Below are 16,622 nucleotides of genomic sequence, written 5' to 3'. Positions count from 1 at the left end.
GATAGAGTTGGTGCATGGTCACGGCTATTGTCCACATCAAGGCAGAGGTAGACCGCATCCCGGAGGTCGCCCAGACGATCGCCGAGATCCAAGGGGTCAGCGAGGTCTACTCGATCACCGGCGAGTACGACCTGCTCGCCATGGTCAGGGTCTCCGCCTACGAGGAGATCGCGGAGGTCGTTCCCGGGAGGATCAACAAGGTCGCGGGGGTCCTGCAGACCGAGACGCACATCGCTTTCCGCGCCTACTCCAAGCACGACCTCGAAGCGGCCTTCTCCATCGGCTTCCCCGAAGCCGACTGACCCTCGACCACCTCCCGCCGCCCCGCCCCAGGGCTCCCTGAGCGCCCTCTCCCTCAGCGCCCCTTTCCTCAGAGCCTGCACGTCCCGGCCGTGTCACCCCCGGGCCCTCTTCGCCCCGCCGCTCCGCCTCTCTGACGCCATGTCGCCGGCCTCGCCTTCCGGCGGGCGAGACCGAAAGGGGCCGAGGACACCGAAGGGCCCGGACGAAGGGTGCTCGTCCGGGCCCTTCGGCGTGCGATGTCAGCGCGTGAGACTGCGATCGTCGTCGGCGGAACCGACGGCCGTGCGCTCCTCCTCGTGCTCGTGCCCGTGCCCGTGCCCGTCGTCCAGCGGGATCTTCTCCCCGCCGTACGCCTTGGACATGCGCGCGCGCAGCTTGCCGATGGGCCCGCGCATGCCCTTCGGCGGGATGCCCGAGGGGTCGGGCGCGACCGGGAGCATGAGCACCGGCTCCTTACCGCGCATGTGCGCCTCGATGTCGTCCGCCGGGGTCGTGTGGACCTCGATGAACTCACCGTGCGGCAGCCGCTTGATCACGCCGGACTCCACGCCGTGCGAGATGACCGCCTGGTCGGAGCGCTGCAGGCCGAGGCACATGCGATACGTGATCATGTACGCCAGCGCCGGCGCCACGAAGATCAGCACCCTCCCCGCGTAGGTCGTCCAGTTGAGGCTCACGTGGAAGAACGCCGAGATCTCGTCGTTGGCTCCGAGCAGCCAGAGGACCCCGTAGAACGCGATGGCCGACATGCCGATCGAGGTGCGGTGCGGGTTGTTGCGCGGCCGGTCGGCGATGTGGTGCTCGCGGTTGTCGCCCGTCACCCAGCGTTCGAGGAACGGGTAGAGCGCCAGACCGGTCATGATGATGCCCATCGGCACCAGCGCCGGGATGATGACGCTCAACGGCAGCGTGCCCGCATGGGACGCGCCGAAAAGGTTGATCTCCCAGGCGGGCATGATGCGCAGCGCGCCCTCGAGGAAGCCCATGTAGAAGTCGGGCTGCGAACCTGCCGACACGTCGGCGGGCGTGTAGGGGCCGAACAACCAGATCGGGTTGATCTGGGCGAACGTCGCCATGCCCGCGACCACGGCCAGCGTGAACAGGAAGTACGCGCCCGCCTTGGCCATGAAGGCCGGGTAGAACGGCGCGCCCACCACGTTCTTGTTGTCGCGGCCCTTGCCGGGCATCTGGGTGTGCTTCTGCACCCACATGAGCACCATGTGGGCCGAGATCAACGCCAGCAGGATGCCCGGGATGAGCAGGATATGCAGCGAGTAGAACCGGGCGATGACATCCTCGCCCGGATATTCCCCGCCGAACAAGAAGAAGGTGAGGTACGTGCCGACCAGCGGCAGCGAGATCGCCACACCCTCCGTGATCCGCAGACCGGCGCCGGAGAGCAGGTCGTCGGGGAGGGAGTAGCCGGTCAGGCCCTCGGCCAGCGCCAGCGTCAGCAGCAGCACGCCGATGATCCAGTTGAGCTCACGCGGCTTACGGTAGGCGCCGGTGAAGAACACCCGGAGCATGTGGACCATCATGCCCGCCACGAACAGCAGGGCCGCCCAATGGTGCATCTGCCGGATGAGCAGACCACCCCGGACGTCGAAGCTGATCTCCAGCGACGACGCGTAGGCCTCGGACATCATGACGCCCTTGAGCGGCGCGTACGAGCCGTCGTAGGCGATCTCCATCATGCTGGGCTTGTACCAGAACGTCAGGAACGTACCGGTCAGCAGCAGGATGATGAACGAGTAGAGGGCGATCTCACCCAGCAGGAACGACCAGTGGTCGGGGAAGATCTTGCGCAGGTTGCGCTTGAGGAAGTTGGCGCCGCCGATGCGGTCGTCGAGGAACGTCGACGGCCCGGCGACGGCCTTGGGGACATTCGAGAGCTCGTCGCTCATGCCTGGCCTCCTTCCCTGACAGCGGCCTCGGCGTCGCCACGCTCCCAGTAGCTGGGACCGACGGGCACCTCGAAGTCGTGCTGGGCGATGAGGTAGCCCTCGGCGTCGACGGTGATCGGCAACTGCGGCAGCGGCCGGGCCGCGGGACCGAAGATGACCTTGGCACCGTCCGCGGCGTCGAACGTCGACTGGTGGCAGGGGCACAGGATGTGGTGGGTGTTCTGCTCGTAGAGCGCCGCGGGGCAGCCCACGTGGGTGCAGATCTTGGAATAGGCCACGATGCCGTCGTGCGTCCAGTTCTGGCGGGTGCCGCTCTTGATCTCTTCCGGGCGGAACTTGATCAGGATCAGCGTCGCCTTGGCGAGGGCGTTGAGGTCGTGCTCGTAGCCCTCGGGGACGACCGACAGGATGCCGCCGGGCGAGTTGAAGTCGGCGGCGCGGATCGGCTGACCGGTGCCCTCGACGACGAGCCTGAGCGGCTTGCCCTCCTTGTTCTTCTCGCCCCAGACGGTGTGGCGCAGGGTCTTGTTGAACTTGGCGCCGGGCATCTTGCTGTTGTCGAGGTCACGCAGCAGCACCAGCGGCACCAGCCCGAGCGGCGCGGCCGCCAGCAGCAGGGTGCGGCGCAGCAGCTTGCGCTTGACGAAGCCGCTCTCGTTGGCGCCCTGGATGAACGTGCCGGCCACGACGTCGCGGTCGGGGGCGGCGGAGGCCATCTCGTGGCGCTCCTGGATCAGGGAGTATTTCGGCATGATCTGGCGGACCCAGATCACGATGCCGATCGCCAGCCCCAGGATCGCCACGGTCAGGGTGCTGCCCAGCGCGAGGTTGGACACCCCGGTCGCCTCGGGCCCGCCGACCTGGAACACCACGTAGGAGACGATGAACCCGATCGCCGCCAGGAACGTGACCATGAAGCACAGGGCCACGATCTTCTCGGCCTTGCGGGCCTTGGCCTCGTCCTGCAGCGTGACGCCGGGGACCTCCTGCTCGGCCTCCTGCGGCTGCTCGGTGGCGCCGAGCATCGAGGTGCCCGGCGCGGGGGTGCCGATGACGCGCTTGGGAACACGTTCGTCCGGCTGCTCGATCTCGTGCTCGTTGTCTGTCATGACTTCTGTCGCTTCTTCGCGGTGATCCAGATGGCGGCCAGTGCGAGGACGCTGAGACCCACGATCCACGCCACGAGCCCCTCGGTGACCGGGCCGATCCGCCCGAGGGCGAAGCCTCCCGGGTCCTTCTGCGCGCGCACCTGCGTGATGTAGGCGATCATGCTGCGCTTCTCTTCCGGCGTGATCGTCGTGTCGTTGAAGACCGGCATCGCCTGCGGGCCGGTGACCATCGCCTCGTAGATCTGCGTGGGCGTCGCCTCGTTGAGGTCGGGAGCGTGTTTGCCCTGCGTCAGGGCGCCGCCCGCGCCGGCCCAGTTGTGGCACTGGATGCAGTTGGCGCGGAACAGCTCACCGCCCTTGCCCGCGTCGCCGAGCTTCGGGTCGACCTGCTCGGCGCCCGGCACCTGCGGGCCGCCGCCGAGCGACTGCACGTAGGCGGAGATCTGCTTGATCTTCTCCGGGGTGACCCACTCCGGCTGCGGCTTGCGGGGCGCCTGGGGCCCAGGGTTGGCGGCGGGCATGCGGCCCGTGCTCATCTGGAAGTCGACGGCCGCGGCCCCGACGCCGATGAGCGTGGGCGCCGTCCCGGTGCCCTCGGCGTTGGTGCCGTGGCAGCTCGCGCAGTGCGCCACGAACAGGCTCTTGCCCTCGGCCACATCGTCGACCTTGCCTGCCGCCAACGCCGCGTCGGCAGGCTTACCCGCCTGGACAAAAGCGGCGTATGCCATCCCGACCAGCGCCAACGCCAAAATCAGGACGGCGTATCTCGCTAGGGGATGCCGCCGCCAAGCGGTGATCCTAGTCACAGAAGTCCCGTTCCTTAACGAATGATGTAGATGGTCGCGAAAAGACCGATCCAGACGACGTCGACGAAGTGCCAGTAGTAGGACACGACGATCGCGCTGGTGGCCTGCTCATGCGTGAAGCGCTTCGCGGCGTACGTGCGTCCCAGCATGAACAGGAACGCGATCAGGCCACCGGTCACGTGCAGGCCGTGGAAGCCCGTCGTCAGGTAGAACACCGAGGTGTAGGCGTTGGCGGACAGGGTCGCGCCGTCCGACGCCAGCTCGCCGTACTCGTACAGCTGCCCCGCGATGAAGACCGCGCCCATGAGGAAGCTGACGATGTACCAGAAACGGAGCTTGCCGACCTGGCCCTTCTCCGCGGCCCACACGCCGAGCTGGCACGTCACACTCGACAGCACCAGGATGATCGTGTTGACCGTCGCGAACGGGATGTTCAAGTCGTGCTCGGGGTTGGGGACCATGAGCGGATTCCACGCCAGGCCCCTCCCCTCGCTCACCGACCGGATGGTGAAGTACATCGCGAACAGCGCCGCGAAGAACATGAGCTCAGAGGACAGCCAGACGATCGTACCGACGCTGACCAGATTGGGTCTGCGGTACGGCTGGGCTGCCGTCGTCGAAGTTATTGCGGATGCTGTCGCCACGGGCAGCATTATTGCGGCTCCGGTGGTCGGTCCGGCGCACGACCCCCCGTTAGGGGGTAGGAACCACACACCAACCTGGGATAATTGGGGCGAATCACCCTCAACCGCCCACCATGCGCGGCACGCGCCCGGGCGGCCTGGGATTGCACACCGTCGCACCGGTACGATCCCAGGTGACCATACTGCTACGACACGATAGTGAGCGCGACAGCGATGTCCACTGGGAGCACCGACGACACGATGAGGGTCCTCGTCTACAGCGACGACGCCGCCACCAGGGCCGAGGTGAGCGCGGCCATCGGCAGGCGCCCCGCGGCCGACGTGCCTTTCGTCGAGATCGTGGAGTGCGCCACCGAGCCCAAGGTCCACCAGTGGCTGGGCTCCGGCGAGATCGACGTGGCCGTCCTCGACGGCGAGACGCAGCCCGCGGGCGGCATGGGCGTCTCCCGGCAGGCGAAGGACGAGGTCTACGACTGCCCGCCCATCTGCCTGATCATCGCCAGGCGCGACGACCGCTGGCTGGCCGACTGGTCAAAGGCCGACGCCGTCGTGCCGCAGCCCCTGGAGCCCATGGTGCTGGCCGACACCGTCGCCGATCTCATGCGCCGCCGCTCCGCCACCCGACTCAACGCCAAGTAGGTGCCCATGGACTCCCGGACGACCTGGCCAGCCCTGCTTTCCGCTCTCCTGTCGGGCGAGCACCTCACCGCTGACGAGACGGCCTGGGCGATGCGGGAGATCATGTCCGGCACCGCGACGTCCGCGCAGATCGCCGGCTTCGCGGTCGCGCTGCGCGCCAAGGGCGAGACGGTGGCGGAGGTGGTCGGCCTGGCCCGCACGATGCTGGACCTGGCCACCCCGCTGAGCGTCGAGGGCCCCGTGGTCGACGTCGTCGGCACGGGCGGCGACCGCGCCCACACCGTCAACGTCTCGACGATGGCCGCCATCGTGGCCGCCGCCGCGGGCGCCAGGGTCGTCAAGCACGGCAACCGTGCCGCGTCGTCCTCGTGCGGCGCCGCCGACGTCCTGGAGCACCTGGGCATCCGGCTCGACCTGACGCCCGAGCAGACGGCGCTGGTGGCGCGCGAGGCGGGCATCGCCTTCTGCTTCGCCCCGGTCTACCATCCCGCGCTGCGCTTCGCCGGGCCCACCCGCAAGGAGATCGGCGTCCCCACGGTCTTCAACTTCCTGGGGCCGCTCACCAACCCGGCTCGTCCCACCGCCCAGGCCATCGGCGTCTTCGACCCGGCGATGCTGCCCGTGCTGGCCGGCGTCTTCGCCGAGCGCGGCGTCTCCGCCCTGGTGTTCCGCGGCGACGACGGGCTCGACGAGCTGACCATCGCCGGCACCTCCACGGTCTGGGTGGTCAAAGACGGCACCGCGACGCAGGCGAGCTTCGACCCGTCCGTGCTCGGCATCCCGCGCGCCGACGTGGGCGCGCTGCGCGGCGGCGACGTGGCCTTCAACGCCCAGGCGGTGCACGACCTGGTGCGCGGCAAGACCGGCCCGGTGCGCGACGCCGTGCTGCTCAACGCGGCCGCGGCCCTGGTGGCGCTCGACGGGCCGGGCGACGACCTCGACTCGGTGATGATCGACGGCTACGCCCGCGCGGCGCAGGCGGTCGACTCGGGGGCCGCCGCGGCCACCCTCGACCGCTGGGTGAAGGTCAGCAGCGCCTGCGAGCCCGCCTGAGACGAGCGGGCCTGACCCGGGCACCGGCGGCGGAAACCGCCGGACCGGGTGGCGTGACCCGGTCCGGCGGTCGCCGTACGGTGGCCGGCTACGGCAGGTTGACGGTGGGGCCCGACTTGATCGAGCTCCACTTGAGCCACTGTTTCCAGCTCTCCTGCCAGTGCCCCCACCCGTTCAAGGGCTCCAGCTTCCGCGGCGATCCCGTGATGATGATGGGGTCGCCGATCAGCGTGTTCTTGATGAACCACGCGGCGTTGGCCGGGCTGATGTTCACGCATCCGTGGCTGACGTTCGCGTGGCCCTGCGACCCCACCGACCAGGGCGCGCTGTGCACGTACTCGCCGCTGTTGGAGATGCGGACCGTGTTGTAGACGGTCAACCGGTAGTAACCCGGGGAGCCGGGTCCGATCCCCGGCGAGGTCATGATCGTCACGGGCTCGCGCGACATGGCCAGGTGGATGCCCGAGGTCGTGTAGTACTTCCACTGGCCGCCCTGGCCGGCGCTCATCGGCATAGTCCGGATCTTCTTGCCGTTCCGCCTGACGGTGAGCACGTGGCTGTTGGTGCTGCCCTTGGTGATCTGCTCTCGGCCGATCTTGAAGTTGAGGCGTACGTCGCGCTTGCCGTACATTCCGGGTCCGCCGCGCACGCCTGCCAGCTTGGCGTCCACCCGCACCTTCGTGTGCGCGGGCCAGTACTTGCGCGGGCGGAAGTCCACGTGGGTGTCGTCGAACCAGTGCCAGGCGCCCTCCACCGGCTTGGAGCTGCGGACGGTCAGGTTGCGCTCGACGGACACGCGGTCCGCGACCGGCTGGTCGAACTCGATCATGATGGGCATGCCGACGCCGACGGTCAGCCCGGTGTAGTCCTTGTTGGGCGTGATCGTCTTGATGTCGAACGTCTTGTTGCTCTTGACCGTCTTGAACGTGCTTTTCGCCTGGCTCTGCTTACCCGCGGCGTCCACCGAGACGGCGGTGACCGTGTACGTCACGTCCGGCCTGGCGGTGACCGTGCTGCGCCACCGGGTACGGTCGCCGCTCAGGACGCCGTCCAGCGAACCGGACTTGTCGCCCTCGACGCGCACGCTCCTGAGCGTGCCGCCCTGGGCCGAAACCACGACGGGCTGGTCCGTGGGCACCTCGGCCGCCTTGTCGGCCGGAGAGAACGTCACAGAGGCCGCTCGCGCCCCTGCGCCCGCCATCGCGACCCCGTCGGGCCTGTCCTCCGCGCCACTATCCACGCCGCCCGCCGAGCACGCCGTGAGCAGCGCCAAGGCCAGCAGGCCGGCCGATCCATACGCTACGCACCCCACGAGTGACTCCCTTGTCCCGCTCCGTTGCCTTACTAGGTGAGAAATCCGCTCGCCGGGTGCCCCGTACCTGGTTAGGGCCATAGAGGCAGTCCACGAAGCAGATTTCTCATTAGTACCCTGCGTGATCGAATGACCACATCCGGATATCGGCAAAGAACACCAAAAAACGGGCGTCCTCCCCAGGGGAGGGCGCCCGCTTCAGGTGCGGCTCAGTGCGAGAAGTTGCCCCGGTAGTACTGGAACACGAACCCGATCATGGCCATGATGACGAGGAACACGCCGATCAGGAACATCCAGAGGCCGATCACGAACCCGGCGAAGGCGAAGGCCGCCGCCAGGCAGAGAAAGAGCGGCCACCAGCTGCTCGGGCTGAAGAAGCCGATCTCCCCCGCGCCGTCGCTGATCTCGGCCTGCTTGCTGTCCTCCGGCTGGGCGCCGATGCGCCGCGCGGTGAACATCAGGTAGTAGCCGACCATGAACGCGAACCCGACCGAGATGGCCATGGCCGTGGTGCCGACCGGCTCACCCCTGCCCATCGCCGCCTTGGTCCAGAACCAGTAGGCGATGTCGACGCCGGCGAAGAACACGCCGCACAACAGGAACAGCCAACCCTGGACCTTCATCAGGCCTCGACCTCCTGGGCGGACTTGGCGGACACGTGCGGATAGTGCAGGTCGAACGCGGGACGCTCGGACCGGATGCGCGGCATCGAGGTGAAGTTGTGCCGCGGCGGCGGGCAGGAGGTCGCCCATTCGAGCGAACCGCCGTAGCCCCAGGGGTCGTCGACGGTGACCTTGGGCGCGGTGCGCCAGGTCTTCCAGACGTTGTAGAAGAACGGCAGCGTCGAGGCGCCCAGGATGAACGCGCCCACCGACGAGATCATGTTGAGGTCGGTGAAGCCGTCGGCCGCGCTGTAGTCGGCGTAACGGCGCGGGAAGCCCACCACGCCCAGCCAGTGCTGGATGAGGAACGTGGTGTGGAAGCCGATGAACAGCAGCCAGAACTGCAGCTTGCCCAGTTTGTCGTCGAGCATCTTGCCGGTGAACTTGGGCCACCAGAAGAAGAACCCGGCGAACATCGCGAACACCACCGTGCCGAACACCACGTAGTGGAAGTGCGCGACGACGAAGTAGGTGTCGCTGATGTGGAAGTCGAGCGGCGGCGAGGCCAGGATGACGCCCGTCAGGCCGCCCAGCAGGAACGTCACCAGGAACCCGACAGAGAACAACATCGGCGACTCGAACGTCAGATGCCCTCGCCACATCGTGCCGATCCAGTTGAAGAACTTCACCCCGGTCGGCACCGCGATGAGGAACGTCATGAACGAGAAGAACGGCAGCAACACCTGCCCGGTCGGGAACATGTGGTGCGCCCAGACCGTGATGGACAGGCCGGCGATGGAGATCGTCGCGGCCACGAGGCTGATGTAACCGAAGATCGGCTTGCGGCTGAAGACCGGCAGGACCTCCGTCACGATGCCGAAGAACGGCAACGCGATGATGTACACCTCGGGATGGCCGAAGAACCAGAACAGGTGTTGCCAGAGCAGCGCTCCGCCGAACTCCGAGTCGAAGATGTGGGTGCCGAACTTGCGGTCGGCCTCAAGCGCGAGCAGCGCGGCGGCCAGCACGGGGAACGCCATCAGCACGAGCATGCTGGTCAGCAGGACGTTCCAGGTGAAGATCGGCATGCGGAACATGGTCATGCCGGGCGCGCGCATGCAGATGATGGTGGTGATGAAGTTGACCGAGCCGAGGATGGTGCCCAGACCCGACAAGGCCAGGCCCATGAGCCACAGGTCACCGCCGACGCCGGGCGAGTTGATCGCGTTGGACAGCGGCGTGTAGGCGAACCAGCCGAAGGCCGCCGCGCCTCCCGGGGTGAAGAAGCCCGAGACCGCGATGATGCTGCCGAACAGGTAGAGCCAGTAGCTCACCATGTTGAGGCGGGGGAACGCCACGTCGGGCGCGCCGATCTGCAGCGGCATCAGCTCGTTGGCGAAGCCGGCGAACAGCGGCGTCGCGAACATGAGCAGCATGATCGTGCCGTGCATGGTGAACAGCTGGTTGAACTGCTCGTTGCTGGTGAACTGCAGGCCGGGCTGCGCCAGCTCGGCCCGCATGACCAGCGCCATGACGCCGCCGATGAGGAAGAAGGCGAACGACGAGATCAGGTAGAGGTGTCCGATGATCTTGTGATCGGTGGAGGACAGCCACTTGGCGATGATCTGGCCCTTGGCGACGGGCTTGATCGGGGTCCTGATCGGTTCTTGGATGGCGGTCACTGGGCACTCCCAGCCTGTTGGGTCGCGATGTACTGGTCGAACTCAGCCTGCGGAACGAGCTTCACCGAGAAGAGCATCCGGCTGTGGTCGACACCGCACAGTTCGGCGCAGCGGCCGGCGAACACGCCGGTCCGGTCGAGCGTCGTGATCTCGAACTTGCGACCCGGGTCGTTCTCGGGGATCCCGGGGATGACGTCCCGCTTGAACAGGAACTCCGGCACCCAGAAGGAATGGATGACGTCGTCGCTCTGCAGGTCGAACTCGACCTTGGTCTTCGTCGGCAGGACCAGCTGGGGGCCCTTGGTGTACTCGCTCACCGGCACGCCGGAGACCGGCGGCAGCGTCTTGCCGTTGACGGTGGTGGTGAAGCGCCAGCTCCATTGGTACGCCTCGACCTTGACCTTCACCGGCGCGTTGCCGGTGACCTGCGCGAGGCGCTCGCTGTCACGTGCGGTGAAGAAGAAGAACACGGAGACCATGACGAGCGGGATCAAGGTGTAGAGCATCTCGATCGGCAGGTTGTAGCGGACCTGCGGCGGGAGCTCGGCCTTCGCCCTGCGCTTGCGGTGGAACATGGAGGCCCACACGATCAGGACAATGACGACGGCACCCGTGGCGAGCGCGGCGATCCAGGCCCCGTTCCACAGGCTCTGGATCACATTGCCCTCTTCGGTGATGTGACCGGGAAGAAGGCCGCGAGACCAGTCGGCCTCGGGGACGTCATTAGCACACGCCGTAGCAGTGGCCAGCAGCAACGCCAAAGCGGCGGCGCGTGGCACCCTGCGCCGGGCCAACGAACGCCGCGTCGTACGGCGAGTCGGACTCACGGATCGCCTACCCCACAGATGTAGCCCAAGAGTCTTTCCCCTGGGCGTGTATTGCTGTTTCTGATTCCTGCACAGACTGACAAGCAGACACATTAGCGTGCAGGGGCCTTGCCCCACCGCGCGACCCCTCCATGGCGCCGGAAGTGGGACGATGAGTCTCGTGGCGTATTTCGACGCGGCCTCGAGTGAGCCGCTTCACCCCCAGGCACGCGAGGCGCTGCTGGCGGCGATCGACGTCGGCTGGGCCGATCCCGCGAGACTCTACGGCCAGGCCCGCCGCGCGCGTCTGCTGCTCGAACAGGCGCGTACGGAGGTGGCCGAAGCGCTCGGCGCGCGCCCCGACGAGGTGTCGTTCACCTCCTCGGGCACCCAGGCCGTGCATCTCGGCGTGCTCGGCACCCTACACGGCAGGCGCAGGGTCGGGCGCCATCTGGTGACCACGGCGGTCGAGCACTCCAGCGTGCTGCACGCCGGCGGCGTGCACGAACGCGACGGCGGCACGGTCGAGACCGTCGGCGTCGACCTGACCGGCCGGGTCGACCTCGACCGCTTCGCCGAGGCGGTGGCACGTCCCGGCACGGCGCTGGCCTGCCTGCAGACGGCCAACCACGAGGTCGGCACCCTGCAGCCGGTGGCGGAGGCGGCCGCGGCGTGCCGCGCCAACGGGGTGCCCCTGCTGGTCGACGCGGCGCAGACGGCCGGCCGCATGCCGGTCCCGTCCGGCTGGTCGGTGCTGGCGGCCAGCGCCCACAAGTGGGGCGGCCCGGCGGGGGTGGGCGTGCTGGTGGTGCGCAAGGGCACGCGGTTCCGCTCGTTCCTGCCGGAGGACGAGCGGGAGCGGCGGCGGGTGCCGGGCTTCGAGAACGTGCCCGGCATCGTGGCCGCGGCGGCCGCGCTGCGCGCGATGGCCGCGGAGGCGTCGCAGGAGCAGGCGCGGCTGGCCGAGCTCGTCGGCAAGATCAGGGAGACGGTGCCGAAGATCGTCCCGGACGTGGAGGTGATCGGCGACCCCGACGAGCGGGCGCCGCACATCGTGACCTTCTCGTGCCTGTACGTCGAGGGTGAGGCGCTGCTGACCGAGCTGGACAAGGCCGGCTTCGCCGTGTCGTCGGGAAGCTCGTGCACCGCTAGTACGCTTCGTCCATCGCACGTTCTCGAAGCGATGGGCGTGCTGACGCATGGGAATGTCCGGGTGTCGCTGCCCAGGGGCGCTTCCGCGGCCGAGGTCGATCGATTCCTCGCCGTGCTGCCCGAGGTGGTGCGCCGCATCCGGCAGGACGCAGGAGTCGCATGACCGAGGTTACCCAGCCGGCTTTGACGATCGACGCGCTCGGGAAGAAGTGCCCGATCCCGATCATCATGCTGGCCGCGCAGATCAACCACGTGCCGCTCAACGCGGTGGTGGCGGTGCTGGCCGACGACCCGGCCGCCTACACCGACGTGCCGGCCTGGTGCAGGCTGAAGTCACACCGCCACGTCGGGTCGTACGAGCTGCCCGAGGGTGGCTGGGCGATCCACGTCCGGCGCAACTACTGACCGTCCCGTGCCGGGCCGTCCCTCCGGGTGGCGGGACGGCCGGCGCCGCTCAGGGGTGGTAGCAGCGGATGTGCTCGGCGACCTCCACGGCGGCCTCGGCGCCGTAGGCGGCGCCGAACCGCTCGAGGAAGACCTGCTGGCCGAGCTCGTATTCCTGGCCGCCGACGCGCTCCAGCACGTGGGTGGCGGTCAGGTTGCCGATCTGGCCGCAGCGCTCCAGCGGCAGGTCCCAGGCCAGGCCGGCGAGGAAGCCCGCGCGGAAGGCGTCGCCGACGCCGGTGGGGTCGGCCTTGCCCCGCTCGGGAGCGGGGGCGACCATGAGCGACGGCTCGCCCTTGCGGTCGATGACGGCGCCCTTGGGGCCGAGCGTGGTGATCCGGACGCCGACGCGGTCGAGGATCTCGGCGTCGGACCAGCCGGTCTTCTGCTCGATGAGCCCCTTCTCGTAGTCGTTGGAGAACAGGTAGGCGGCGCCGTCGACGAGGGCTCGGATCTGCTCGTCCTCCATCCGCGCGAGCTGCTGGGAGATGTCGGCGGCGAAGCCGATGCCGCGCTGGCGGCACTCCTCGGTGTGGCGCAGCATCGCGTCGGGGTCGTTGGGGCTGATGAGCACCAGGTCGAGGCCGCCGACGCGGGCGGCGACCGGCTGCAGCTCGATCAGCCGGGCCTCGGCCATGGCCCCCGTGTAGAAGGAGGCGATCTGGTTGTGGTGCTCGTCGGTCGTGCACAGGAAACGGGCGGTGTGCTGGGTCTCCGAGACGTGCACGGATCCGCAGTCGACGCCGTGGCGCTCCAGCCACGAACGGTAGTCGGCGAAGTCGTTGCCGACGGCGCCCACCAGGATGGGGGTCAGGCCCAGACAACCCATCCCGAAGGCGATGTTCGCGGCGCAGCCACCGCGACGGATCTGTAGGTCATCGACCAGGAACGAGAGGGACACCCGGTCGAGTTGCTCGGCGATCAGCTGATCGCCGAAGCTTCCCGGGAAGGTCATCAGGTGGTCTGTCGCGATGGAGCCGGTTACGGCGATGCGCACGGGGTTCTTCTTCCTCGTTGTCGGCAGGCCAGTGGGCCCAACGAGAATACGCGAAGGTCCCGCGGGCACAAAGGCTCGCGGGACCCGGCGACAGCTCGCCCGTCGTTCTAGTTGAACGAGTCGCCGCAGGCGCAGGAGCCCGTGGCGTTGGGGTTGTCGATGGTGAAGCCCTGCTTCTCGATGGTGTCGACGAAGTCGATCGAGGCGCCCATCAGGTAGGGGGCGCTCATCCGGTCGGTGACCACACTGACGCCGCCGAAGTCGGAGACCACGTCGCCGTCCATGGACCGGTCGTCGAAGAAGAGCTGGTAGCGCAGGCCGGAACAGCCGCCCGGCTGCACGGCGACCCGCAGCTGCAGGCCCTCCTCGCCCTGCTGCTCGAGCAGGCTCTTGACCTTGGCCGCGGCCGCGTCGGTCAGGATCAGGCCCTGTGCCGTGGTCTCGCTGCTCTCAACCGTCATCTGCTGACTCCCTAACCCGGCTGTCTGTTTACGACGTCCTACTGATGACGCTACCAACACCTCGGGGATGCCACACATTCCCGGGGCCACCTCCCCCCGATTGCCCCCGTTCGTCCGTGTGCCATGATGAGTATCGTCAATTCGACGATAAGGGGGTACGGCCATGGCCACCCAGACTGGACTGCCGCTTTTCGTCCTCGGCAGGGACGCCGATCCGCACAGCGAGAAGGGGGTCGAGTGTCCCGGCGAGCTGCCGCCCGCCTCCGACCCCGGCCTCGTGGAACGTGCGCTCAAGGCGAAGCAGGCGCTCGGCGACCGCCTGTTCGTGCTCGGCCACCACTACCAGCGCGACGAGGTCATCCAGTTCGCCGACGTGACGGGCGACTCCTTCAAGCTGGCCCAGCAGGCGGCGGCCCGGCCCGAGGCGGAGTACATCGTCTTCTGCGGCGTGCACTTCATGGCCGAGTCCGCCGACATCCTGACCGGCGACACCCAGAAGGTGATCCTGCCGGACCTGGCGGCCGGCTGCTCGATGGCCGACATGGCCACGTTCGACCAGGTCGAGGAGTGCTGGGACGCCTTGGAGGACGCCGGGCTGGCCGGTGAGGTGATCCCGGTCACGTACATGAACTCCAGCGCCGACATCAAGGCGTTCTGCGGCAGGAACGGGGGCGCGGTCTGCACCTCCTCCAACGCACGCCGCGCCCTCGACTGGGCGTTCGAGCAGGGCGGCAAGGTGTTGTTCCTGCCCGACCAGCACCTGGGCCGCAACACGGCCGTCCTGGAGATGGGCATGTCGCTGGACGACTGCGTGGTGTGGAACCCGCACCGCCCCGGCGGCGGGCTGACACGGGAGCAGCTGGAGCGGGCGCGGATGATCCTGTGGCGGGGCCACTGCTCGGTGCACGGCCGCTTCACGGCGGAGTCGGTCGACGACGTACGCGCGCGCATCCCCGGCGTCAACGTGCTCGTGCACCCCGAGTGCCGCCACGAGGTGGTGCTCAAGGCCGACCACGTGGGCTCGACCGAGCACATCATCAGGACGCTGGAGGCGGCGCCGGCGGGCTCCAGCTGGGCCATCGGCACGGAGCTCAACCTGGTCAAGCGCCTGGCCCAGAGGTTCCCCGGCAAGAACGTCTCGTTCCTGGACCGCACGGTCTGCTACTGCTCGACGATGAACCGGATCGACCTGCCCCACCTGGTGTGGGCTCTGGAGTCGCTGGTGCTCGCTCCGGAGAACACCCCGGTCGTCAACCGGATCACCGTGGACGACGACACCGCCCACTGGGCCAGGGTCGCGCTCGACCGCATGCTGGCACTCCCCTGACCCGCCGCCCGAGGCCCCGGGCGGATCTCGGGCTAGGCGAAGTCGTAGCCGACCCGGACCCTCACCGAGAGGGTCTGGCGGCCGGCGCTGATGGAGGCGCCGCTCTCCGCGGCGGCCATCGTGAGCGGCTGCGGGCCGTTCCCGGTCTCCTCGCTCACGGACACGACCCGGCCCAGCGGGCGGCCGGCCAGCTCGGCGTACTGGGCGGCCTTGGCGGCGGCGTCGCGGAAGGCCAGCACGCGGGCCTCGCGCAGCGCGGCGGCCGGATTCGACACCTCGAACACCACGCCGTTGAGCCGGGCCTCCTCGCCGACCTCCGCCACGGTGTCGATGACGCCGTCGGCGCCGGCCAGGTCGCGTACGACGACCTCCACGCCCCGCGCCCCGCGGTAGGCGGCGACCTTCGGGTAGGACTCGTACTCGGGCCCGAGGGACAGCTCGGCCGTGCGGACGTCCTCAGGGGCGATGCCCGCCCCGCTCAGGGCCTCGGCCAGCCGGGCGGCGGCGGCCCTGACCGCGGCGAAGGCGTCGGCCGCCGACGCCCTGCGCACCTCGACGCCCGCGTGCAGCCGCAGGATGTCGGGCACGGCCAGGACGGAGCCCTCGCCGACGACGGTGATGTCCATGCGGTGTCCTTCCCGGCGGCGTTCGTGTCCCTCACTGCGTATCAGATCGGCGGGAGGCTGACGAGGCGGTCCGGCCCCGCAGGTCACCGACGCGTACGGCGACGAAGGCGACGGCCGCGGCGAGGACGAGCGCGCCCGCGACGGATCCGGCCGGTCGCGCGGCTCCGCTCCGGCCGCGTGCGCGTCTTTTCCGTGATTCTGTTAGTCGCGCGCCACGCCGTCACCCGCCTCAGCGTACGGCCGAGACCGCGTCCACGATCGCCTCCGGGGCCTCGAGCGGCACCTGACGGCCGACGGCGGGCAGGCGTACGAGCTCCGCCGCCAGGTCCCGCGCGAGCCGTTCCTGGCAGGCGTCCCGCTCACCCGTGCTGATCACCGTGACCGCCACGCCGGGGACCGGCTTCTCCGTCCTGAGCCGGTGCAGGTCGGCGGCCATGTCGCGGCGGGCCAGCCACTCGCCCGCCACGGCGGCCGGCACCTTGCCCATGCTGTACACGCCCGCCGGGTCCGGGCAGCCCGCGAACAGCCGGTGCGCCGGAGGACCGACCAGGCGGGCCAGCGTGGCCGCGCCCCACGTACCGCCCAGGGCGGGCAGCCACCGGCCCGCGGACCTCGCCGGCCCGAGCGGCCGCCGATCTCTGGCGCAGGCGGGAGCCACCAGAACGAGCCCCGCCACGCGGAGCGGGTGCAGCCTGGCGAAGGCCTCCGCGTGCCAGCAGGCCACACCGTGGGCGACGACCGTCACCTGCTCGGGG

The 16,622-nt window shown here is 68.9% G+C and carries 18 protein-coding genes; 6 read left to right on the top strand and 12 right to left on the bottom strand.

Features of this window, described 5'->3' with window-relative positions:
* Positions 1 to 14: 14 nt before the first annotated feature.
* Complete coding sequence (locus GUY59_RS21255; protein WP_132339800.1) at positions 15 to 302, top strand: Lrp/AsnC family transcriptional regulator; 288 nt, start codon at positions 15 to 17, stop codon at positions 300 to 302.
* Between the two features lie 240 nt (positions 303 to 542).
* On the opposite strand, the gene qcrB is transcribed toward GUY59_RS21255, so the two are convergent.
* Genes qcrB through ctaE form a run of 4 tightly spaced genes read right to left on the bottom strand, consistent with a single transcriptional unit; the run spans position 543 to position 4,775 of the window.
* The gene (qcrB, locus tag GUY59_RS21250; protein ID WP_138207113.1) at positions 543 to 2,207 is read right to left on the bottom strand and encodes a cytochrome bc1 complex cytochrome b subunit; all 1,665 of its coding nucleotides are present in this window, start codon (positions 2,205 to 2,207) and stop codon (positions 543 to 545) included.
* Positions 2,204 to 3,316, bottom strand: coding sequence for a cytochrome bc1 complex Rieske iron-sulfur subunit (gene qcrA, locus GUY59_RS21245; RefSeq protein WP_138207115.1), 1,113 nt, complete (start codon positions 3,314 to 3,316; stop codon positions 2,204 to 2,206). The genes qcrB and qcrA overlap by 4 nt, the downstream gene beginning before the upstream one ends.
* Positions 3,313 to 4,122: a cytochrome bc1 complex diheme cytochrome c subunit gene (gene qcrC / locus GUY59_RS21240; protein WP_138207117.1), complete on the bottom strand. Its 810-nt coding sequence runs from the start codon at positions 4,120 to 4,122 to the stop codon at positions 3,313 to 3,315. Before qcrC ends, qcrA begins: the two co-directional genes overlap by 4 nt.
* Positions 4,123 to 4,136: 14 nt before the next feature.
* A complete protein-coding gene (gene ctaE, locus GUY59_RS21235; protein WP_132339473.1) occupies positions 4,137 to 4,775 on the bottom strand; it encodes an aa3-type cytochrome oxidase subunit III in 639 nt (212 codons plus the stop codon).
* A gap of 204 nt (positions 4,776 to 4,979) precedes the next feature.
* Here ctaE and GUY59_RS21230 point away from each other — a divergent pair, with 204 nt between their 5' ends.
* Positions 4,980 to 5,405, top strand: coding sequence for a hypothetical protein (locus tag GUY59_RS21230; RefSeq protein WP_138207119.1), 426 nt, complete (start codon positions 4,980 to 4,982; stop codon positions 5,403 to 5,405).
* A gap of 6 nt (positions 5,406 to 5,411) precedes the next feature.
* Positions 5,412 to 6,458 carry an anthranilate phosphoribosyltransferase gene (trpD, locus tag GUY59_RS21225; protein ID WP_138207121.1) on the top strand — a complete coding sequence of 349 codons (1,047 nt, stop codon included), beginning with the start codon at positions 5,412 to 5,414 and terminating at the stop codon, positions 6,456 to 6,458.
* Positions 6,459 to 6,546: 88 nt separating this feature from the next.
* On the opposite strand, the gene GUY59_RS21220 is transcribed toward trpD, so the two are convergent.
* The 4 genes from GUY59_RS21220 to ctaC form a co-directional block, all read right to left on the bottom strand.
* On the bottom strand, positions 6,547 to 7,770 hold the full coding sequence (locus GUY59_RS21220; RefSeq protein WP_138207123.1) for a L,D-transpeptidase: 1,224 nt from the start codon (positions 7,768 to 7,770) through the stop codon (positions 6,547 to 6,549).
* A 209-nt stretch (positions 7,771 to 7,979) separates the two neighbouring features.
* Entirely contained in the window at positions 7,980 to 8,393 is a 414-nt protein-coding gene (locus tag GUY59_RS21215; RefSeq protein WP_132339467.1) for a cytochrome c oxidase subunit 4, read from the bottom strand.
* Positions 8,393 to 10,054: an aa3-type cytochrome oxidase subunit I gene (gene ctaD, locus GUY59_RS21210; RefSeq protein WP_132339465.1), complete on the bottom strand. Its 1,662-nt coding sequence runs from the start codon at positions 10,052 to 10,054 to the stop codon at positions 8,393 to 8,395. Before ctaD ends, GUY59_RS21215 begins: the two co-directional genes overlap by 1 nt.
* Positions 10,051 to 10,833: an aa3-type cytochrome oxidase subunit II gene (gene ctaC / locus GUY59_RS21205; protein WP_442939001.1), complete on the bottom strand. Its 783-nt coding sequence runs from the start codon at positions 10,831 to 10,833 to the stop codon at positions 10,051 to 10,053. The genes ctaD and ctaC overlap by 4 nt, the downstream gene beginning before the upstream one ends.
* Positions 10,834 to 11,032: 199 nt before the next feature.
* Here ctaC and GUY59_RS21200 point away from each other — a divergent pair, with 199 nt between their 5' ends.
* The gene (locus GUY59_RS21200; RefSeq protein WP_201761148.1) at positions 11,033 to 12,175 is read left to right on the top strand and encodes a cysteine desulfurase family protein; all 1,143 of its coding nucleotides are present in this window, start codon (positions 11,033 to 11,035) and stop codon (positions 12,173 to 12,175) included.
* On the top strand, positions 12,172 to 12,417 hold the full coding sequence (locus GUY59_RS21195) for a sulfurtransferase TusA family protein (RefSeq protein ID WP_132339461.1): 246 nt from the start codon (positions 12,172 to 12,174) through the stop codon (positions 12,415 to 12,417). The genes GUY59_RS21200 and GUY59_RS21195 overlap by 4 nt, the downstream gene beginning before the upstream one ends.
* Positions 12,418 to 12,466: 49 nt before the next feature.
* Here the strand turns inward: GUY59_RS21195 and GUY59_RS21190 are convergent, their stop codons facing one another.
* Positions 12,467 to 13,453: a carbohydrate kinase family protein gene (locus tag GUY59_RS21190; RefSeq protein WP_138207127.1), complete on the bottom strand. Its 987-nt coding sequence runs from the start codon at positions 13,451 to 13,453 to the stop codon at positions 12,467 to 12,469.
* A gap of 107 nt (positions 13,454 to 13,560) precedes the next feature.
* Entirely contained in the window at positions 13,561 to 13,914 is a 354-nt protein-coding gene (gene erpA, locus GUY59_RS21185) for an iron-sulfur cluster insertion protein ErpA (protein ID WP_043638338.1), read from the bottom strand.
* Between the two features lie 163 nt (positions 13,915 to 14,077).
* On the opposite strand from erpA, the gene nadA reads away from it, so the two are divergent.
* Positions 14,078 to 15,241 (top strand): quinolinate synthase NadA, encoded by a 1,164-nt coding sequence (nadA, locus tag GUY59_RS21180; protein WP_138207129.1) that lies wholly within the window; start codon positions 14,078 to 14,080, stop codon positions 15,239 to 15,241.
* 32 nt (positions 15,242 to 15,273) lie between these two features.
* On the opposite strand, the gene GUY59_RS21175 is transcribed toward nadA, so the two are convergent.
* Complete coding sequence (locus GUY59_RS21175) at positions 15,274 to 15,867, bottom strand: SIMPL domain-containing protein (protein WP_138207131.1); 594 nt, start codon at positions 15,865 to 15,867, stop codon at positions 15,274 to 15,276.
* Positions 15,868 to 16,096: 229 nt separating this feature from the next.
* On the bottom strand, positions 16,097 to 16,622 hold a 526-nt coding region (locus GUY59_RS21170), incomplete at its 5' end, for an alpha/beta fold hydrolase (protein ID WP_161714641.1).

Source organism: Nonomuraea sp. K271 (assembly GCF_009908215.1).
Lineage (GTDB): Bacteria > Actinomycetota > Actinomycetes > Streptosporangiales > Streptosporangiaceae > Nonomuraea > Nonomuraea longispora.
Note: the sequence above shows the minus strand (reverse complement) of the source record. Positions and strands in the feature narration are given on the sequence as shown.